Source organism: Kitasatospora mediocidica KCTC 9733 (genome assembly GCF_000744225.1).
In the GTDB taxonomy this organism is placed as follows: Bacteria; Actinomycetota; Actinomycetes; order Streptomycetales; family Streptomycetaceae; genus Kitasatospora; species Kitasatospora mediocidica.
In genome coordinates, this window is record NZ_JQLN01000001.1 from 129,915 (window position 1) to 148,261 (window position 18,347).

Consider the following 18,347-nt stretch of genomic DNA (forward strand, 5'->3'; position numbering starts at 1 on the left):
AAGTACCGGGGCACCGATCGGTCGGGACGCCAGGAACCGATCGCGGCCTTCGGCGTGCTGGTCTGTGCGGTGTGGGCGAGGTCGAGGCCGGTGGTTTCGGGGGCGAGTCGGTGGGAGACAAGCGCTCCGACGGCGAGTACGGCCGCACCGATCAGCATGGTGGGTCCCGCTCCGGCGTGTTGGAGGATGACCGGCAGGAGGAAGGTCCCAACGGCTGCGCCGATTCGGCTCATCGCGGTGGCGAAGCCCACTCCGGTCGTGCGGAGCAGGGTCGGGAAAACCTCCAGGGGGTACACCGCGGTGAGCGTCGAGGAGGCGGCGTTGAGCAGTGCGAAGGCGAGGAAGCAGGTGAGGACGACGGAGATCGGGGCGGTGGGCCACAGGCCCAGGACGGCGAGGGCGGCCGCGGTGATCCACAGGGGCGGTATGAGGAGCTTGCGGCGGCCGATGCGTTCCACCAACAGGCAGCCGATGGTGACGCCTACGACAGCGACGGCGTTGGCGGCCAGGGAGCCGGCCAGCGCTTCGGAGCGCAGTCCCAGCGAGGCGAGGACCTGCGGTGAGAAGGTGTTGATGGCGAAGTAGGGCAGCACCAGGGCGCTCCAGAAGGTGCTGACGAAGATCGTGGCTCGCCGGTACTCGGAGTTGAACAGCGCCCGGATGCCGCCGCGGGCGGCGTCGGCCGTGGCGGCGGCGTGCTCGGCGTCGGTGTCGATCTCCACTCCGTAGCGGCGGATGAGTTCCTCCGCCTCGGTGCGTCGGCCGCGACTGAGCAGCCAGCGGGCGGACTCGGGAAGGTTCTTGCGCAGAGCGACGCAGATCAGAGCGATGAAGGCACTGCTGCCCAGGGTCCAGCGCCAGCCGCCGGCGACCCCCGCGAGCAGGTAGCCGACGGTGAACGCCGCCATGTAGCCCACGTACCAGCTCACTTCGAGGCTCGCGAGCAGCCTGCCGCGGTTGCGGGCGGGGGCGTACTCCGACAACAGCGGTGCACCGACCGCGTATTCGCCGCCGATCGCGATGCCCATGAGCAGACGGACCGCGAACAACTGCCAGGCGCCGTCAACGAAGAACTGGAGGACGGAGCCGGTGAGAAAGAGCAGGATGTCCGCGAGGAAGACCGGTCGGCGGCCGAAGCGGTCGGCACACCAGCCGAACAGCGGCCCGCCGACGAAGATGCCGATCAGGGCCGAGGCGCCAACCAGCCCGGCCCACCAGGCAGGCATGGCCAGATCCCGTGAGATGGCCGGCAGGGCCGCCCCGAGGCCGCCGAGCACATAGCCGTCGATGCCCTGGCCGATCTGGGTGGTGAGTCTCAGACGGGACCGCAGCTGCCGGCCTCGGTGATCACGCTGCGCGGCGACGTCCCCGTGTGCGAGGGCTGGTGGGGCTGCCATGTCTGTCCTGCCTGTCCTGTCTTGTCCTGTCGGCGACCCGACCGCAGCGGCAGCCGGGTCTCGGGCAACCGCCGAGCGTCGCCGGTTCGCCGCTGCGCCGCCGCGTCGTGACAGGGTCCCGACGGGCCGTGCCCCACTGCCGGTCCAGCCTGCCGCGGCGGTGGGGCTGTCCGGACCACCCGATCGGTCCACCGGGCAGATGATCCTCAGTCGGGGCAGCGGCCGGGCCCGACCGGCGTATGCCACCACGATCGGCCCGGCCGCCCTGTCGACTCCCGGCGTGGGGATTACCGCCGGGAAACCACGACATCCGTGACATCGGAGCCGTTGCCGGAGCCGATACGGTTGGTGCAGCTGTAATCGGCGGCCTGAGGAGCGGAAATCCCGCACGAGGGCGCGGCCTCCGTGGACCCCCCTGGGAGACCGCAGGCTCTCGCCCCTCCCCTTCACCTCCATGTTCCGGAACTGCATCTGATCGAACAGCACGGCCGAATCGAAAAGGCGGTGGAAGGATTTACCAAGATCGGTGTCTATGCTGTAGATTTCCATGTCATCCGCAGCCGCGGATACCAGCTCCCCATACTGGCCGTACCCGGAGTAGTGTTCTTTGTAGATTTCCACGCCTATCTCCTTGGGAACGAGGACGGGTGGATCGAGAACAGTTCCGAACTTCCGACGAGCTGCACGATGGGGAAGAAGAACGGGCACCTTCGAGTAGGCCCGCCCACTGGTGGGGATCGGTGCTGCGCGGCGCCGGCGCCGATGTGACAGCACCGCGCGAAGTCCGCCGTGCCGGAAATCAGCAGGATCCGGGGTGGACTCGTGTGTGCCGCGACGGGGTCACCAGTTCTTCCCGAAGGCCTTGAGCACCAGCTCACCGAGGCCGTTCACGAGGATCCCTGCGTTTTCCATGAGACTGCTGAAGGCCCGCCTGTGGGCATCCAGGGCAGCCGATGCCGTCCGGATCAATTGATCTTCCATGCCGAACAGTTCGTCATGCCTTCGCAGATATACCGCAGAACTGTAGGCGTCCTCGAAGTCTTCGAGGCTATCCGCCATTTCCTCGTTCACAACAGTCAGTTCGGCTGCGTACCATTGCGCAAAGCCTTCGACGGACCGCCGCACCGCCTCCTCTGCACCTTCTTCACCGAGAGTCGTGACAAGGTGCATTAAATCGGCATGGTCCACGCGGATCGCCAAGGATTCCGGCGTCAGGTAGAGGTTGAGACTGCCGAGGGTGTCCCGCCATCGTGCGACGGCCTCCCTCATCCTCTCCCCCACCTCGGCGGCGTCGAACTGGTCGTCGGCCTGAACGGTCCTTGTCAGTTTTTCGAAATTGTCAACCTGCCCCAACAGTGCGTCCGCGACCGCCACAACCTCGGCCTGGTCGGTGACATCCACCGTGGCAATGGTTCGATATTCGTGTGCGGCATAGTCTTCCATGTGTCAGCTCCAGACGACTCGACAGAATCTCACAAGGCTGACCGAGCGGTTCGGCTCTCCCGGCCTGTCATGTCGCCGGTCAGAAGTTCCTACTGCAGTTCATCTTCGAGCAGGCCGAGGCGGTCGAGTGGCACCACTAGGTCAATCAGGCAGACGAGGGCATGCACGCCAGGCCTGCCTTTTCGCCCCTTGACCCGGGATGAAAACCGATGCGGCTCGGATGGCAGCACCACCTTCGCACCCGCTACCGGGTGTTGCGCAGGAGGATCTTGAGGACGTCGCGTGTGTCGCGTCGGCGTTCGAAGGTGGGGGCGGTGACAGCGGCTACGACGGTGATGGCGACCGCGTACCAGGCCGTGAAGACGCCGGCCATCCGGACGGTGTCGAAAGGGTGGCGATCGAGGCGGACACGGCGGTCCTCCTCCTCTGCTGCGGGGCGGACAGGCGGACGGTGGTCAGCGGTGGCCGGTGAAGGCGGCGAGCGTGTCCACCAGACGCTGGTCGGGGCGGGCGGCGATGCCGTCGCCGGCGCGGAAGTCGACCTGCTCGACCGCGAGGTGGAGGTCGACATCGCGGCTGTCGGGACTGCGCCCGGCGGGGGCCGTGCGCCGATCAGGGTGAGCAGGGCCGGGCAGTCGTCGAGGTCGGGAAAGCTCTTGGTCCACGTCCTCGCGCAGTCGGCGGTTCTCCCGCCGCAGCCTGGCCAGTTCCTCGCGCTCGTCGCTGGTCAGGCCGTCGCGCTCGCCGGCGTCGACCTCGGCCTGCTTCACCCAGTCGCGCACCGCGGTCTCGGTCAGGTCGAAATCCTTGGCGACCTGACCGACCGAGCGGTCACCTCGACGGCACAGCTCGACGATCTCGGCCTTGCACTCCGGCGTGAACGAGCGACGAGGGCGCGGCTTCTCTTCCCCATGATCAGAGGTGTCCGTCAAAGCGGATCAAGCCCACCGGTGACCAACTTGCCGTCGGGCAGCCGAACTTGTGCAGGTCGGCCATGACCATGTGTCCCTTGCGAGGCATCGCGACGACGGCCTGGGCGATCTGCTCCCCCGGGAAGATCCGACCGGCGATCACCATGTCCTCGGTACGGATCTTGCCGGGAATCACCTGGTGGCCGGGATGCCGAGGCGACCGCCCCCATCGACGCCGAGTCCGACAGAAGGAGGTAGAAGCATCCCGCTGTCCCGAAGGGGAGGTTTTTCGGACATCGCAGAATTCACATCCGGCTTTCCTTATACGCGTGGGACCGCGGGCAAGGATCTCGTACTCTGGGGTTGAGGACACTCCGGAATGGCTACTCGAAAGGCCTCCCCCGGCATTCTCGACTTAACTCGCGCGCCACTTTCGTGGCACCCCCGGACGCATTCTCGACAAGGAGAAACCAATGCCTGCTGACCCGAACGACGCGCAGACGTGCATGAACTACGAAAGTACGTGCGATGCGAACCTTTCTGGCCCGTTCGACAATTTCTGGTTGCTGGCAGGTGAGGTCAGTCTCGATAGCTTGATAACCGCGACGCGCTGGTACACCGCGTTCACTGAGGAGTACAACTCGGTACTCGATCAAATGGCGGTGGATCCGTTTTCTGCGGCGAATCAGCTTCCCGACCTGTACGGGGCCCGCAAGAGAATGCAGGACGAGGTGATCGTCATTCATCAAAATATCGCGCTGATTGAGAACGAAATCAAGGAGACCATTGGACTCTTCTAATGGTGAGGTGCGAACTTCAGGTCTGGCGGGGCAGGGCTGATCCAATGTCCTGGTGACCCCACGACGTTGCAGTTCACGACGGGTTCCCGGCGGTTGTGGGCAACCGTTGCGAATATATCGAGGCTCCGATTGACGGGCGACTTCAATCGTCGCTCTGGATCGGAGCCTCGATGTCGTTGCAGGCTGTCAGCTTCACCGTCGGCCGATCCGCTCGCAGGGCGCCGATCAGGTCGCGGTGTAGCCGCCGTCGATCACGAGTTCGGTGCCCGTGACGTACCGGGCCTCGTCCGATGCGAGGTAGAGCACACCGTTGGCCACGTCCCTAGGCGATCCTCGGCGCCCCATGGGCGTGGCTTCGAGCCAGCGCCGCGAACTGTCCACGGCATCACCGGAGGAACTGTCGGACAGTGCACTGCTCATCGGAGTCTCGATGGACCCCGGGTGCACCGAGTTCACGCGGATTCCGTGCCTGGCGTAGGTCACCGCGTCCGCCTTGCTCATGAGCCGCACAGCGCCCTTTGTCGCATGGTAGAGGGGGATCGTGGAGCCACCGACCATGCCGTTCACCGATGACATGTTCACGATGCTTCCGGCGCCACTGCGGAGCATGTGCGGCACGGTGTATTTGGTGCTCAGCCACACGCCTCTGACATTGACCGCGAAGAGGTGGTCGAACTCCTCTTCGGTCGTCTCGTGCGAGGGCTTCACCGGGCCGAGGACTCCAGCACTGTTGACCAGGATGTCGATCGAACCGAAATCCCGGGCGATCTCGTCGAGACCGATCTTCACCGCGCGCCCGTCGGTGATGTCGATGCGCAGGTAGCGGTGCGGGAGCTCCTTGGCGTGCTCCTCGTCCGCCTCGTTGCCGTCCACGATGTCGACTGCGGTGACCAGGGCTCCCTCTGCCAGCAGCAGCCGGCAGATCTCCCGTCCGATTCCGCCCGCTCCCCCGGTGACGACGGCGACCTTGCCGTCCACTCTCCCCATGGCTCGCTCCTGCGGTAGAAGGTGCGTGGGCTCCTAGGCTGACGGCGTGCTGATCCAGCGGTCGTAAGCCCGCTGGAACGTGCCGTTCTGCAAGGCGCGCGCCAGCCACGTGTCGGCCTTGCCGGTCAGCTTGCTGCCCTTGGGAAGCATGTAGGCCTTCTCCGCCGTGGTGAACGGCTTGTCGGGATGGACGGCAACCAGGCCGGGGTGCTGGGCGGCTTCGTACTTCGCCTCGATCGCGTCGGTGATCATGACATCGGCGTGGCCCTGGAGGATCTGGTCGAAGATCGTGTTGTTGTCCGGCCAGGTGATCACGGTGGCGTTCGGAAGGTACTGCTTGACGAAGTCGGCGTTGGTTCCGCCGGGGTTGACGATGACGCGGACGTTCTTGTTGTCGATCTGCTGGATGGTCTGGAAACGGGCGGCGTTCGCGGTGGTGGTGATCGGCGTCTTGCCGTCCATGAGGTACGGCTGAGTGAAGTCGGCCTGCTGTTGGCGCTGCGGCGTGATGGAGATCCCGCCCACCGCGATGTCGCACTTGCCGGGTGTGGCGATGTCGTTCATCAGGGTGGGCCAGGACGTCGGCACGAACTCCGGCTTCTCCTTCAGGTAGTGGGCGAAGTTGCGGGCCATGGAAACATCGATCCCGCTGTACTTCCCGCTCGAAGGGTCGCGATACGTGAGCGGCTTGTAGTCGCCGGTGGTGCACACCTTCAGCGTCTTCTCTCGCGTCGGTCGGGTCTTTTCGACCGCGGCAGCGGCCGGCGTGCTGGAGGCGACCAACGGCGCCGCAACGGCGGCGCAGGCAAGGAGACTCAGTGTGATCTTCCGCGGGGTGGTGAACATACCTTCTGGCCTTTCATGATCCGACAGTCGCTCTCCCACGCTATGGGCCCGCCGACCAGGCGGTTGTCATCCGATCGGGGGGACGGGGGGCGGCTTGCCCTTCCCGACCCGTGTGCGCGGGCTGCCGGCACGAGGGCGCGGACAATCACCCCGAGCACGGCAGCGAGCACGCGTGCGCTCACGGGAGAGAGTGGAACCTAGAAGCAGTCGTGGATGGCGGCGCCGTGGTTGTGGATGGTGATGTAGGGCGAGTAGCGGTGGATGAGCCCGTTGCTGGCGGTGATGGTGGTCTGGTCGTAGGCGTGGATGATGCCGCCGGTGACGTTTCCGATGACGGCTCGGCCGGTGGCGGTGATGGTGCCGCCAGTGACGTTGTTGACCGTGGCACTCTCGCGGACGGTGATGGTGCCGTCGTGGATGGTGTCGGCGGTGGCATGGCCGTAGATCTCGACGGTGCCGTTGTTGATGGTGGTGACAGTGGTGTTGTGCCGGATGGTGACACGGCCGTTGTGGACGGTGGTGGCCGTGGCCCGGTCGAAGAGGTCGACTTCGCCGTTGTCGACGGTGTCGGTGGTGGATTCGCCGCACAGGCTGACGGTGCCGTTGGTGACGGTGGTGATGTGAGCGTGGTTGTAAAGGGAGGCGTAGCCGTCGTGGATGGTGTCGGCGGTGGCGTGGTCGCCGAAGATGCTCCAGCCGCCCGCGATGGTCGTGACGCTTGCGTGGTCGCGGACGTTGATGTGGCCGCCGCGGATGGTGCCGGCGGAGGCGTTGTCGTGGAGGTCGACGGTGCCGTCGTGGACGAGGGCCACGGCGGCGTGGTCGTGCAGGATGACGGTGCCGCCGTTGACGGCGGCAACAGTGGAGTGATTGTGGAGGTGGGTGGTGCCGCCGTTGACGGTGGTGATGACGGCCCGGTCGAGGGCTTGGAGGTGTCCGGCGTCGACGGCGTACAGGGGGTGGGGGCCGTGGACCTGGCTCCATCCTGCTGCGGGCGTGTGGTTGATGGTGAGTTGGCTGCCGTCGGCTGGGGCGAAGATGACCACGGTGGGGCCGGCGAGAGACCAGTCGAGTTCTTCCTGCGTCGAGATGCTCCGGGCCTGGCCCGCGACCTGCTGCTGCCATCCTCGGCTGACCTGCGCGAAGGAGTTCGGCAGGTGCTTCGCGACCTGGGTCAGCTCGTCCGTGTTCAGCTGGCGGGGTTCCATGGGTGTGCCTTTCGCGCGGCCGGAGGGCGGGGCTGGGCCCCGGGGTGTCTGTCGGGGACTGCGGTGCTCAGCCTGATCCCTGGGCGTCCGCCCTGGCCTGTGTTCTACGGGTATCCGTTCGGGAAGCGGGATTGCCTGTCCGGGCCGAGTCGGCCCCGGCTCCAGTGAGCATCCGGACCCGATGACCAGTGGCGCCTCCGGCATCCGGCTGCGCTCCCGTCGGCGTCCCGGGACTCGCCGGGTTCCCCGTTGCGTTGAGTGACCGTGACTACGGATGGCCGTGACTACGGATGGCGTCCTGGGCAGCGGCCGCGGGGACCGCATGCTCGCGGACGGCGCGCCGGCCGGCGACCGCGCCTCCTTGCCCGAAGGGATGCCCCTCGGTGCAGCTGACCTACTGTCAGATTTCTGTAGATTGCTGATCGGGGCTCCACGGCCCACCCGACTGCCGGCCGAAGCGAGGGACGTCGCGAGGGACGAGCGCTGAGGACCCTGCAGCATGACGCGCTGACCCACCGGCACCGGCTTCCCGGCCGGGCACGGCTGCGAGCGTTGGCGTCGGCTGTCCCCGGTGGTCGGCCCCGACACTGAACGGGTGGCGTCATCGTGACGGTCCGACGATCGATACCTCGCTGCCCCGGGTCGGCCGACGGCTCGGCGCCCGATCGAACAGGCAGCCGCCCGGGGAAGGGCCGACGGGCAGCCGACACGACATACCGTCACCGCGAAAGGCATTTCATGGACATCCCGGCGAACGATCCCTCGCCCTCGGCGGGACCCGAGCGCGAGAACTCCTCCAGCCTCGCCAGGAGGGACCCGCGAAGCGCGCCGGACCGGCCGGTCGCGGGCTCCCCCGAGCCCGGTCCGCACAACGGTGTTCGGCGACGCACCTCCGGCGAGAGGCAGGCCCAGGACGCGCCCCACCCCAGCGGTGTTCCCCGCGTGGCGCGGGAGCACTCTGCCGAGCTCGGCCCGGAGCCCCTCGCCGTCTACACGCAGCGGGGCCTGGAGGCAGCCCTCCGTCTCCCGTCCGGCGGCGATGCCGATGCCCGGGAGATCCGCCTCTATCACCGTCAAGGTGCCGAATTCGTCGTCGACGGCCACGCAGGACGGCCGATTCGTGCGATGGGAGAGTCCGACGTCACGGTCAGGAACGGCGGCCGCATCACGGTCGACGAGTCGGCCACGGTCAGGGCCGAGAACTCGACGGTCGACTGCGTCGGCGGTTACGTCATGATGGTCGGCGGATCCGCCAGGGTCTCCGGCGGGACGGTCTCCGCGTTCAATCCCGTCAGGCCGCTGATCTGCACCGGCGGAAAGACCTACGGCTGGGGGACCTTCACCGCCGTCGTCAGCGGGGGTACGTTCCACTCCCGGGAAAACGGCACCGTCCACGCCAGCGGCCAGGCGGTCGTCGTCGCCACGGACGGGACAGTGCGGGCGAACGGCGGAACCGTCTACGCGTGGGGGCCGGCCTCGGTCTACATCGTGGCGGGAACGGTCCATGGGCATGAAGAAGCCCGAATCGACGCGACGGGCCACGGAGTGACCGGAGCGGGGGCCGGAGACAGCCGGGCCACGGTGGTGGGCCGCGGCTGCTGGATCAAGGCCGGCGGCACCGCCCATGTCACGGCTCTCGCAGGAAGCACGGTCATCGCCACGGACAGCGCCACCGTGGACGCCGACGAGACCTGCACCGTCTATACCGTCGGCGGCGATGTCCGCGTGCTGAACACGGTGCCGACCCCGGTCGCCATCGCCGGCATGGAATCGGTGAAGTTCCCCCGTTGATCGGGGGCGCCCGGTCAACGTCGAGAGCGCAAACGCGGGCGCGATCCGAGGGGCCCGCTTTGTGAGGGCTCCTGCGGGCCCGGGACAGGTCTCGCCCCTGCAGGAGCCCTCACAAGCGTCTGGCTGGCCCCGATGGTCAGATGACCACCATCCAGCGGATCAGCTCAGAGCACAGTGAAGTTCTGGTAAGGGAGGAGGCGCGACTCCTCGTCCACAACGTAGAGCTGCTCGTACTCGTCCTGCAGGCGCTGGGCCTTGCCTGCGTTCCCCGGTCGCGCACCATCGTCGTACGTTTCCATTTCGAAGGTCTGGACCGGTTGCACCAAACTCCGATCCCGCTCCGTGAGCAGCTCTGGCGCCTCATTCACCGGGTAGCCCTTTTCCTCCGAGAAGGCCTCCGCGATCTTGAGGTTCCGCTGCGCATTTGCAACAGCTTCCCCATCGGACTCGAATTGACTGACGTCGTAGTATTTGCAGGCCGACTTGAAGTTGCCGGAGTACTCGATTCTACCGTTCGCATAGACCTTGATGGTGATAGTTTCGGACATCGAGGTCTGCGTGATGTTAAACCGCTCCTCCCAGCCGATCTTGAATGCCCACCACTCGCTACCTATTTCATTGTCATCCTTACCGGTCTCAAAGTCACCAGTAATGGACAGCGTGGTTCCGGATCCCGACTTTGCTGCCACGAGTTCCATTGACGGATTTTCAAGTGCCACGAAATCAAGCGTATATTCGGCACTCGGCTCCGCCGGCTCAGCACCCTTATCCTTGCCCTTCTTGTCCCCGCCGAACTTCAGTGAGTACTTCTTGACCTCATAGCGAAGCTTGATCTGTGCAGTGCTTGAAGCGCTGAGGGTTCCGTCCCCCCAGGAGATGATCTTCCCATCTTTCGACGCAAAGAAGTATCCCTTGGGATCATACTCGCTCGCGAACCCGAATACAGCCTCCCGCGCCCTCAAGTGGACCGGGGGCAAGGAACTCTTCAGTGCATCTTCGGCACCCTTTCCGAGGTGCATCAGCGTGCTCTTGTCCTTGGCAGCCGCCATCTTGACCCCGGCACCGCTTGTTTTGTAGATGTACTGCGCCACGGCCCCGAAGGTCTTCACGCCGGTGCTGGCGAATTTGATCCCCATGAGAACGTTAGCGGCCTGGGTGAAACGGAGCATGGGGCCGTAACCATAGTCGACCGCCTTGCTGCTCGGCTCTGACATCCGATTCCTCACATTCTTGACGATGAATTATGCACATGACAGCCGCATTCTCCGCAGTCACGCAGAAGCGGCATGGAGTGTGACGTCCGTCAATCACTCCATAACAACGGACTCCAGGGCCTCAATTGGCCCAGCTGATGCTTCCGACCATCACGGTGTTGTACATCTTCGTCAGCTCGAGGTCGACCCGATCGGTCAGCATGCCATCGCCGTCCAGGAGTTCTGCGAAGGGAATCTCGGTGGCGCCCTTCGGCACCCGACCCCGGTCGGTCTCCACGAACACCAGCTCCCCCGCCGGTCCTGCGCCGGCCTGGGTCTTTGTCAGCTCTGCTGTCGCCTTGGCGGCGACTACCGAGATTTTGGAGGCCAGCCATCCCTGGACAGCGGCCTCCGACCCCAGGGATTTGCCCAGGTCTGCTATCGCTTTCTTCCCTGCGGTCGTCTGGGCCTGCTCGTGGGCCAGGAAGGCGAGGGCTCCTGGAGCCCACTTGACCAGCTCGTCGTCTGCCATGATGCAAATCCTCTCCTGCGTCGCTCTATGATTTGGACTCTAGATTTCGAAATTCTGTGTCACAATTTCGAAATCGCTTTCGCCGTCATTTCCGCCAGTTGGTCCGGAGTGAAATCCCGAGCCTGCTCCGGGTACTTGTTCTTGAAGCTCTCCACGGTGGCGACCGCCAGCGCGACCACTCCGGCGGTACTCACGTCCTGAGTGGCGGGCATACTGCCCTGCTCGGCCACCTTCTTGGCAGGGGACCCGGCGGGCAACTCGGAGGTGTTCCCGTACCCGCCCTTGTCGCCGCCGCCGTTCTCCTGCTCGCCGCCGCCGTAGTCCTCGGCACTCGGAATCAGTATCCATTCAGCCGTCGGATACGCGACCGAGTACCACTGCCCCTCGTCGTCCTGGACCTTGAAGACCTTGTCCACGTCGTCGAAGTAGGTGGTCAGCGCGAAAACAAGCGCCTGGACGACGACCTCCTCATCTTCCGGGAAAGCCTCTACGCAACGAGCCTTCAGCCGGTTGAACTCGGGCATCTGTTCGTCGGCTGTCAGCGCGCCCGTCGCAGCGGTGACGGCTGCGTCGAGCGTGGTGATGTTCGAGAAGACATAGGGTTGAACCGCGCCGATAACGGTCCCGTAGTCGATCACCCAATCGATCGTACTGAGGTCAGTCACTGGATCTCCTTCGCTGGGGAACTCTCATAGGAAATCGGAGCCTCTTCCGGCCGCCGACCGGCGCCGAGGGTCGTACTTCCGTCTGGGGATGAGATTAGAAGCATCCGTCTCGCGTCGGCAGGCCGCCCCGGGAAGCCGATGAGCCATCTGTCCCGACCCGGTTCGGGCAGATACGGGTGCATCCGGGAGGACCTCCGGTTCCACCCGCCGGGCGGCGCTCGAAAAACACAGGCGCTCGAAAAACACAACAGGGCTCCCGACCGCGCCTCGGCGCAGTCGGGAGCCCATGGCTCCAGCACGGCGTGGTCCTCTCCTTCGAGGCCGCACGCCGATAGTGCCGGCCCCCTCCTCAGGATCAACCCGCTGATGTCGTGCGGGATGTCCGCCGGAGAATGCCGACGATAAAGTCCCTCCTACTGCAGTGTCAGGAAATAGACGATTTCGGCAGCGACGCAAATCCCCGCCCAGATCTGCTCGCCGCTCCACCCGGACAAGTTCCACTGGAAGGCGGCGACGGCTTCGTTCAGGCGGGCCGTGGCTTCCTCCACGACGGCCGCATAGTCGTCCGCAACTGATTGCATGACTTCTTCGGGTTTCGCAGCGTATCCATGGCCATGCGTCGCGTTCAGCTGGGACTGCCGTTCCACGAATGCGTTGGCAAGACCGGTTTCGAGAGCAACTCCGGCCGCAGCGACCTCGGCGGCCCAGGCATCGAGAGCGGTGTTGAGGCTCTCAACACATGCGCTGACCCTCCGATGGTCGATCACGTCATGAAGGTAGGGCGTGATTCTCCGGTCGATCAGTTCCTTGACCGCGGCGACGTCCTGCCTCTCGGCCGCCTGGCGCTCCTCGAAGCTCAGGCCCGAGAAATTCTCAAAATCTGGCAGCACAGTCGATCTCCTCGTTGTCTGGTTGACCTGACGACATGGGACACCGACCCGGGCCGGCCGTCGGTAACGAGGCCGGAAGCGGTCGATGACATCCACGCGCGGTCCATCCTCGACACTGAGCCGACCAGGGCATATGCCGCAAAGGGCATCCGTTCGGGCCATTGCCCGCCAGGCGCGCGAGGGCCTTCAGCCGATGGGCTTGAGAGGTCGAATGCGGGGTCGGGGTGTGACCGGTCGTGATCGACTACCGCGGGGCGGGTGTGCGTGCCGGGGTGCGCGCCGTCCTCCGGCGGCCGCACTCACCGGGTGATGTAGGCCGTGCCATTGGCGTCGACGTTGCAGGTCGCAGGGGAGGAGACCGTGCAACTGCTCGCAGTCCCGGAGACGTTGACGCCGATGGAGTAGGTGGCGTTGCCCCCACCGACGTAGGCGACGGTGCCGGGCCCCCCGTCCCCCGTGCTGACAGTCGCGACAGCTCCGGCGGCGATGGTCTTCGGGCACTTGAAGCCGGACGTGCAGGAACTCACAGTCACGGGGGCTGCGGGCAACGGCCGGTATCCACCGATCGGGCACCGTGGAGGGCCCTGTAGCAGTGAGGCACCGGGTGGGCCCGGAGCGACCAGGTGTTCCGGGCCCGCCGTCCTGACGCAACCTCAGCGGATGAGGGCGAGGACCTCATCGCGCAGGGCCGCCATGGCGGCCTCGTCCGGGGCTTCGACGTTGAGCCGCAACAAGGGCTCGGTGTTGGAGGGGCGGAGGTTGAACCAGCGGCCGTCGCCCAGGTCGACGGTCAGGCCGTCGAGCCGGTCGGTGGTGACGCGGTCGTGGCGCCGATAGGCGGCCTCGACGGCGTCCAGGGTGCCGGGAACGTCGGCGACCTGGGAGTTGATCTCCCCGGAGGCCACGTAGCGGGAGTATGCGGCGACCAGCTCGGACAGGGTGGACTCCTCTTGCTCTCCGAGGGCGGCCAGGACGTGCAGGGCGGTGAGCATGCCGGTGTCGGCGCGCCAGAAGTCGCGGAAGTAGTAGTGGCCGGAGTGCTCGCCGCCGAAGACCGCGTTGTGCTCGGCCATCAGGGCCTTCATGAAGGAGTGGCCGACGCGGGAGCGAACGGGGGTGCCGCCGTGCTCGCGGATGACCTCCACGGCGGCGGCCGAGGTGATGACGTTGTGGATGATCGCCGAGCCGGGGTCCTTGGCGAGCTCGCGGGCGGCGACCAGGCCGACGATCGCGGAAGGGGCGACGGCCCGGCCCTTCTCGTCGATGAAGAAGCACCGGTCGGCATCGCCGTCGAAGGCCAGTCCGATGTCCGCTCCGGACTTCTTGACCAGGTCCTGAAGGTCGATCAGGTTCTTCGGGTCCAGCGGGTTGGCCTCGTGGTGCGGGAAGGTGCCGTCCAGCTCGAAGTAGAGGGGCACCAGCTCGATCGGCAGGCCGGCCAGGACGGCCGGGACGGTGTGGCCGGCCATGCCGTTGCCGGCGTCGGCGGCGACCTTCAGGCGGCGGATGCCCGACAGGTCGACCAGCGAGTTGAGGTGGGCCGCGTAGTCGGCGAGCATCTCGCGCCGGGTGACCGTGCCATGGACGGGAGCCGGTTCGGGGATGTCGCCGGTCTCCAGCCAGGTGCGGATCCGGGCCAGGCCGGTGTCCTCGCCGATCGGGGCGGCCCCGGCGCGGCAGAGCTTGATGCCGTTGTCCCGGGCGGGGTTGTGGCTGGCGGTGATCATCACACCGGGCAGATCCAGGCTGCCCGAGCAGTAGTACAGGTAGTCGGTGGAGCCGAGTCCGGCGTCGATGACATCGGCACCGGCGCTGGTTGCCCCGGCTGCGAACGCCTCGGCCAGCTCAGGAGAGGTGGAGCGCATGTCGTGGGCGATGACGATCCGCTCCGCCTGGGTGAGGCGGACGAACAGGGCGCCGACCTTGCGGGCGAGGTCGGCGTTCAGCTGCCGGGGGACCTCGCCGCGGATGTCGTAGGCCTTCACGAGGTGGGAGTAGTCGGGCATGAGCTGCCTTCCGGGGTTGCGGTTTCGGAGCGTTGGGAGATGGCAGGGCGAACGCCTGCCGGGTCCAGCGTGCCTCGTTCCGCAGCAGGTCGCGGTGGCTGCTGAGCAGACCGGGCCAAGGTAGCCGGGGCGCACAGCCGCCGGCGTCCCCCGATCGGGGGACGGCTCGGATGCTGCGGCGCCCCCCGGGCGGCTGGGCCGCCCGGAACCCCTCCACGTCCGGACGGCTGCCGTCCCGTGGGCTGGGGCTCGCCCATGCTGGAGGAGCGGACCGAAAGGGCACTTCGCGAGAAAGACCCTCGCTAGGATCCCGCGCTTATGCCGAGATCGCCCCAGCCCACCGTCAAAGCCCATGAAGGATTAGCGGCTCATGTACACATACGAAATGGCACGGCCCGGTTCACTTCGTATCAAGGAATCCGCGGTGCCCTCGTGCGGAGCGGACGAAGCCCTGCTGCAGACGGAGGCGGTCTCCATCTGTTCGACGGACGTCTCCTACCACCGCGGACACCTCTCCTCGTCGGTGTGGCCGCTGACCCCCGGACACGAATACGTGGGGCGGGTCGTCGAGGTCGGCTCCCGGCTGAACTCCCGGGTGCACGTGGGCGACCGGATGTCCTACTGGGGGCAGACGGACTTCGGGGGGATGGCGGAATACCGCGCCATCCGTCCGATTCTTCCCGGGCACACCGAGGAGACGGGCTGGTTCACCGACCGCGGTTTCATGGACGCGGACCAGGCGGCAGCCATCATCATCCCCCCGGACCTCCCTTCGGAGCTGGCCACCGCGGTGGAGCCGCTGACCTCGGTCCTGCGCTCGCTGCTCCTCAACCCCCCACGCCCCGGCGACCGCTGCGCCGTTCTGGGCGCCGGCCCGAGCGCCATTCTCGCCCTGCAGGTGCTGCGTAAGGTCATGGGCGCCGAGGTGATGGTCCTCGACCGCAACACCGACCGGCTGCTGGTCGCGGCCCGTTACGGTGCGGCCCGGGTGTTCGACCCGATCGGCCAGGCGGACGAGCTGGTGGAGATGGCCGCCCGTGAGCACGGCCAGGTCGTGGACTACGTGTTCGACGCCCTCCCCTGCATCGAGTCGGGCAACGGACCGGACGTGCGGGAGCTGGCGATGGGCCTGCTGCGGCCGGCCGGAACCTATGTGGTCTACGGCGCCAGCGCGATACCCCAGCGGATCAACACCTGGTCGATCCTCGCCAAGGGCCTGACCCTGCGCGCGACCCCCTTCGACGTCAGCTCGTTTCCGATGGCGCGCTCGGCCCGTGTCCTGGAGATCGCCCTCCACTACATGACCAGCGGACTCGTCGACGTTTCGCCGGTGTTCAGCGAGGCGATCGACCTCCAGGACGAAGCGGCCGTGATCAGGGCTTTCGAGCAGTACGGCGCGGCCTCGTCGATGAAGACGTCCATGCTCGCGGGCGATGCCCGCCGGGCGCTCGTCCCCAGCACCCCCGCCGCCGACCAGGCCGGGAGCCCGGTCCGCGAGCGTGTCCTCGCTCCACTCGGAGCGGTCGGCCACCACCGGTTGTCCGACGGCGTGCTCAACCCGGCCGGCTGATCGCCGCGCGGCGCGCGGGGACGGTCCGGCCGGGTGCCGAACTTCCTCACCATGGCAGGAACACCATGTACGAACCTCCGATTTTCCTGATCGTCCGACGATTCACGGTGGGTGGCTTGGAACGAGTCGTCCTCACCCTGGCGAACGCGATCGCCGAGCGCGGCCGCGAGGTGCACGTCGTCGTCCTTGAGCCCGTCGGCATGAGCGCGATGATCACCGAACTGCACGAGGACGTCCGGCTCCACGTCCTGACCGGTGGCCAGAGGTCCAGGCTGGCGCAGCTGCGCCGCCTCACCCGCCACGGGATCGTCCACCTGCACCTCGCCGAGGGTGTGCTCCCGGCCGTGCGCTGGGCGCTGCGTGGGAACCCCGCCGTGTTCGTCAGCTACCACAGCGACTACGGACCGGTTCGCGGACCGGCGAAGAACCTCCTGGACCGTGTCATCACCCGTCGCAGCCACGGCGTGATCGCCGTGTCGGAGGCGGTCCGGGACTTCTGCGTCGACCAGGTGCGGCTGCCCCCGGATCTGGTGACGGTCATCGAGAACGCCGTCCCCGAGCCCGCCGACGGCGGGGTCCGGGTCGACCGGACCGGGGCCCTGACGTTGGTGGCGCTGGCAACGGTCAATCCCCACAAGAACTACCCGGGCCTCATCGAGGGCTTCGCCCTGGCACGGCGTCGAGGCCACGCCGTCCGGCTGCGCATCATCGGCGACGGCCCCAGACTGGCGGAGGCCTTCGACACCGCACAGCGCCTGTCGGTGAACGGGGACATCGAATGGTACGGGTCCCTGTGGCAGGCCTCGGTGGTCAACGCCCTGCTCGGCTCGAGCGACGTCTTCGTGTCGGCCAGCCGCAACGAGGGGCTGCCGATGTCCGTCCTGGAAGGCCTGCAGCACGGGCTGCCGATGATCCTCTCCGACATCGCGCCCCATCGCGAGGCCGCGGGCGAGGCCGCCGTGTACTTCGACTCCGAGGTGCCCGAGCAGTTCGCCGCACGGGTGGAGGAGCTGATGGAGCGAGACGCCCGGCAGCGCCGCGCGGAGTCGGCCCGCGGGCGGGCCGCACGGTTCGCCGCGTCGGCCTTCGTCGACCGTCATCTGGACCTGTACGGGAGCTTCCCGTCGACTACGAGTGAGGACTCGCGATGAGACTGCTGGTCACCGGCGGTGCCGGTTATGTGGGCAGTGTGGTGACTGCCCGTCTGCTGGAGGCAGGACACTACGTCGTCGTGCTCGACGACCTCTCCACGGGTCACGCGGACGCCGTCCCGGCCGGGGCGGACCTCGTGGTCGGCTCGCTGCGCTCGACGGCCGCCGAGGTGCTGGCGAAGGGCGCGTTCGACGCGGTCCTGCACTTCGCCGCCAAGTCCGTGACAGGTGAGTCGGTCGAGAAGCCCGGATACTACTGGGATCAGAACCTCGGTGAATCCCTGGCCCTGTTCGACGCCATGCGCTGCGCCGGTGTACGGCGGATCGTCTTCTCCTCGACCGCGGCCACCTACGGGAACCCCGACCGCACACCGATCGTCGAGTCGGCGCCGACCCGCCCGGTCAGTCCGTACGGTGCCACCAAGCTGGCCATCGACACCGCGCTCGCGTCCTATGCGGACCTGCACGGATTCGGCGCGGTCAGCCTGCGCTACTTCAATGTGGCGGGCGCCTACCAGGGGCAGGGCGAGCGGCACGCGCCCGAGACCCACCTCATCGCCAACGTCCTGGCGGTGGCGCTCGGCACGGCGGACAGCGTGACCGTGTACGGGACCGACTACCCGACCCCCGACGGCACCTGCGTGCGCGACTACATCCATGTCGCCGATCTTGCCGACGCCCACGCCCTCGCCCTGCAGGCCTGCGAGGAAGGCACCCACCAGATCTTCAACCTGGGCCGCGGGAGCGGGCATTCCGTGCTCGACGTCATCGCGGCCTGCCGCGATGTCAGCGGGCATCCGATCCCCGTCACGCTGCACGAGCGCCGCCCCGGGGACCCCGCGGTCCTGGTGGCCTCCTCCGAGAAGGCCCGCCGCCAGTTGGCGTGGGAGCCGCGACAGGACCTGCACGCCATGGTGTCCGACGCATGGCGGTTCGCCAGGCGAGTCGTCTGACCCG

General features: G+C 66.9%; 18 protein-coding genes and 1 pseudogene. 5 read left to right on the top strand and 14 right to left on the bottom strand.

The genetic code is table 11. From position 1 onward, the window contains the following. Positions 1 to 80: 80 nt before the first annotated feature. The 5 genes and pseudogenes from BS80_RS00555 to BS80_RS00570 form a co-directional block, all read right to left on the bottom strand. Positions 81 to 1,946: pseudogene (locus BS80_RS00555) on the bottom strand (MFS transporter); the annotation flags it as partial. A 291-nt stretch (positions 1,947 to 2,237) separates the two neighbouring features. After that, positions 2,238 to 2,840 carry a hypothetical protein gene (locus BS80_RS00560; protein ID WP_035791410.1) on the bottom strand — a complete coding sequence of 201 codons (603 nt, stop codon included), beginning with the start codon at positions 2,838 to 2,840 and terminating at the stop codon, positions 2,238 to 2,240. A gap of 244 nt (positions 2,841 to 3,084) precedes the next feature. Continuing rightward, positions 3,085 to 3,213, bottom strand: a complete 129-nt coding sequence (locus BS80_RS43360; RefSeq protein WP_269676082.1) for a hypothetical protein — start codon at positions 3,211 to 3,213, stop codon at positions 3,085 to 3,087. 82 nt (positions 3,214 to 3,295) lie between these two features. Further along, a complete protein-coding gene (locus BS80_RS43975) occupies positions 3,296 to 3,772 on the bottom strand; it encodes a transposase (RefSeq protein WP_083974004.1) in 477 nt (158 codons plus the stop codon). Then, complete coding sequence (locus tag BS80_RS00570; RefSeq protein ID WP_035791412.1) at positions 3,756 to 3,947, bottom strand: hypothetical protein; 192 nt, start codon at positions 3,945 to 3,947, stop codon at positions 3,756 to 3,758. The genes BS80_RS43975 and BS80_RS00570 overlap by 17 nt, the downstream gene beginning before the upstream one ends. 277 nt (positions 3,948 to 4,224) lie before the next feature. Between BS80_RS00570 and BS80_RS00575 the strand changes: the two genes are divergently transcribed. Then, positions 4,225 to 4,551 carry a hypothetical protein gene (locus tag BS80_RS00575; protein ID WP_035791413.1) on the top strand — a complete coding sequence of 109 codons (327 nt, stop codon included), beginning with the start codon at positions 4,225 to 4,227 and terminating at the stop codon, positions 4,549 to 4,551. A gap of 225 nt (positions 4,552 to 4,776) precedes the next feature. On the opposite strand, the gene BS80_RS00580 is transcribed toward BS80_RS00575, so the two are convergent. From BS80_RS00580 to BS80_RS00590, 3 genes are all read right to left on the bottom strand, one after another. Continuing rightward, positions 4,777 to 5,538, bottom strand: a complete 762-nt coding sequence (locus tag BS80_RS00580; RefSeq protein ID WP_035791414.1) for an SDR family NAD(P)-dependent oxidoreductase — start codon at positions 5,536 to 5,538, stop codon at positions 4,777 to 4,779. A 33-nt stretch (positions 5,539 to 5,571) separates the two neighbouring features. Then, positions 5,572 to 6,384 carry a transporter substrate-binding domain-containing protein gene (locus tag BS80_RS00585; protein WP_035791416.1) on the bottom strand — a complete coding sequence of 271 codons (813 nt, stop codon included), beginning with the start codon at positions 6,382 to 6,384 and terminating at the stop codon, positions 5,572 to 5,574. Between the two features lie 197 nt (positions 6,385 to 6,581). Further along, positions 6,582 to 7,592, bottom strand: coding sequence for a hypothetical protein (locus BS80_RS00590; protein WP_035791418.1), 1,011 nt, complete (start codon positions 7,590 to 7,592; stop codon positions 6,582 to 6,584). A gap of 942 nt (positions 7,593 to 8,534) precedes the next feature. On the opposite strand from BS80_RS00590, the gene BS80_RS00600 reads away from it, so the two are divergent. Continuing rightward, positions 8,535 to 9,383: a hypothetical protein gene (locus BS80_RS00600; RefSeq protein WP_035791421.1), complete on the top strand. Its 849-nt coding sequence runs from the start codon at positions 8,535 to 8,537 to the stop codon at positions 9,381 to 9,383. A 164-nt stretch (positions 9,384 to 9,547) separates the two neighbouring features. Here BS80_RS00600 and BS80_RS00605 read toward each other — a convergent pair whose 3' ends face one another. The 6 genes from BS80_RS00605 to BS80_RS00630 form a co-directional block, all read right to left on the bottom strand. Further along, positions 9,548 to 10,597 (bottom strand): hypothetical protein, encoded by a 1,050-nt coding sequence (locus tag BS80_RS00605; protein WP_035791423.1) that lies wholly within the window; start codon positions 10,595 to 10,597, stop codon positions 9,548 to 9,550. Positions 10,598 to 10,718: 121 nt separating this feature from the next. Further along, a complete protein-coding gene (locus BS80_RS00610) occupies positions 10,719 to 11,108 on the bottom strand; it encodes a hypothetical protein (protein WP_035791425.1) in 390 nt (129 codons plus the stop codon). A 59-nt stretch (positions 11,109 to 11,167) separates the two neighbouring features. Next, positions 11,168 to 11,773 (bottom strand): hypothetical protein, encoded by a 606-nt coding sequence (locus tag BS80_RS00615; protein ID WP_035791427.1) that lies wholly within the window; start codon positions 11,771 to 11,773, stop codon positions 11,168 to 11,170. A gap of 413 nt (positions 11,774 to 12,186) precedes the next feature. Then, positions 12,187 to 12,759: a hypothetical protein gene (locus tag BS80_RS00620; RefSeq protein ID WP_157535712.1), complete on the bottom strand. Its 573-nt coding sequence runs from the start codon at positions 12,757 to 12,759 to the stop codon at positions 12,187 to 12,189. Positions 12,760 to 12,962: 203 nt separating this feature from the next. Beyond that, positions 12,963 to 13,196 carry a hypothetical protein gene (locus BS80_RS00625; protein WP_157535714.1) on the bottom strand — a complete coding sequence of 78 codons (234 nt, stop codon included), beginning with the start codon at positions 13,194 to 13,196 and terminating at the stop codon, positions 12,963 to 12,965. Between the two features lie 120 nt (positions 13,197 to 13,316). Next, positions 13,317 to 14,669, bottom strand: a complete 1,353-nt coding sequence (locus BS80_RS00630) for a phosphomannomutase/phosphoglucomutase (RefSeq protein ID WP_035791433.1) — start codon at positions 14,667 to 14,669, stop codon at positions 13,317 to 13,319. A 370-nt stretch (positions 14,670 to 15,039) separates the two neighbouring features. Between BS80_RS00630 and BS80_RS00635 the strand changes: the two genes are divergently transcribed. From BS80_RS00635 to galE, 3 genes are all read left to right on the top strand, one after another. Beyond that, positions 15,040 to 16,239, top strand: a complete 1,200-nt coding sequence (locus tag BS80_RS00635) for a zinc-dependent alcohol dehydrogenase (protein WP_051965543.1) — start codon at positions 15,040 to 15,042, stop codon at positions 16,237 to 16,239. Positions 16,240 to 16,355: 116 nt separating this feature from the next. Then, positions 16,356 to 17,390, top strand: coding sequence for a glycosyltransferase family 4 protein (locus BS80_RS00640; RefSeq protein WP_198045389.1), 1,035 nt, complete (start codon positions 16,356 to 16,358; stop codon positions 17,388 to 17,390). Continuing rightward, positions 17,387 to 18,343, top strand: a complete 957-nt coding sequence (gene galE, locus BS80_RS00645; protein WP_035791441.1) for a UDP-glucose 4-epimerase GalE — start codon at positions 17,387 to 17,389, stop codon at positions 18,341 to 18,343. Before BS80_RS00640 ends, galE begins: the two co-directional genes overlap by 4 nt. The last annotated feature ends 4 nt before the right edge of the window (positions 18,344 to 18,347 follow it).

Coding starts and splice junctions, on each gene's coding strand:
- BS80_RS00560 (WP_035791410.1), bottom strand. CDS start 2,840: ATGGAAGACTATGCCGCACACGAATATCGAACCATTGCCACGGTGGAT.
- BS80_RS43360 (WP_269676082.1), bottom strand. CDS start 3,213: ATGGCCGGCGTCTTCACGGCCTGGTACGCGGTCGCCATCACCGTCGTA.
- BS80_RS00575 (WP_035791413.1), top strand. CDS start 4,225: ATGCCTGCTGACCCGAACGACGCGCAGACGTGCATGAACTACGAAAGT.
- BS80_RS00580 (WP_035791414.1), bottom strand. CDS start 5,538: ATGGGGAGAGTGGACGGCAAGGTCGCCGTCGTCACCGGGGGAGCGGGC.
- BS80_RS00585 (WP_035791416.1), bottom strand. CDS start 6,384: ATGTTCACCACCCCGCGGAAGATCACACTGAGTCTCCTTGCCTGCGCC.
- BS80_RS00590 (WP_035791418.1), bottom strand. CDS start 7,592: ATGGAACCCCGCCAGCTGAACACGGACGAGCTGACCCAGGTCGCGAAG.
- BS80_RS00605 (WP_035791423.1), bottom strand. CDS start 10,597: ATGTCAGAGCCGAGCAGCAAGGCGGTCGACTATGGTTACGGCCCCATG.
- BS80_RS00610 (WP_035791425.1), bottom strand. CDS start 11,108: ATGGCAGACGACGAGCTGGTCAAGTGGGCTCCAGGAGCCCTCGCCTTC.
- BS80_RS00630 (WP_035791433.1), bottom strand. CDS start 14,669: ATGCCCGACTACTCCCACCTCGTGAAGGCCTACGACATCCGCGGCGAG.
- BS80_RS00635 (WP_051965543.1), top strand. CDS start 15,040: ATGTACACATACGAAATGGCACGGCCCGGTTCACTTCGTATCAAGGAA.
- galE (WP_035791441.1), top strand. CDS start 17,387: ATGAGACTGCTGGTCACCGGCGGTGCCGGTTATGTGGGCAGTGTGGTG.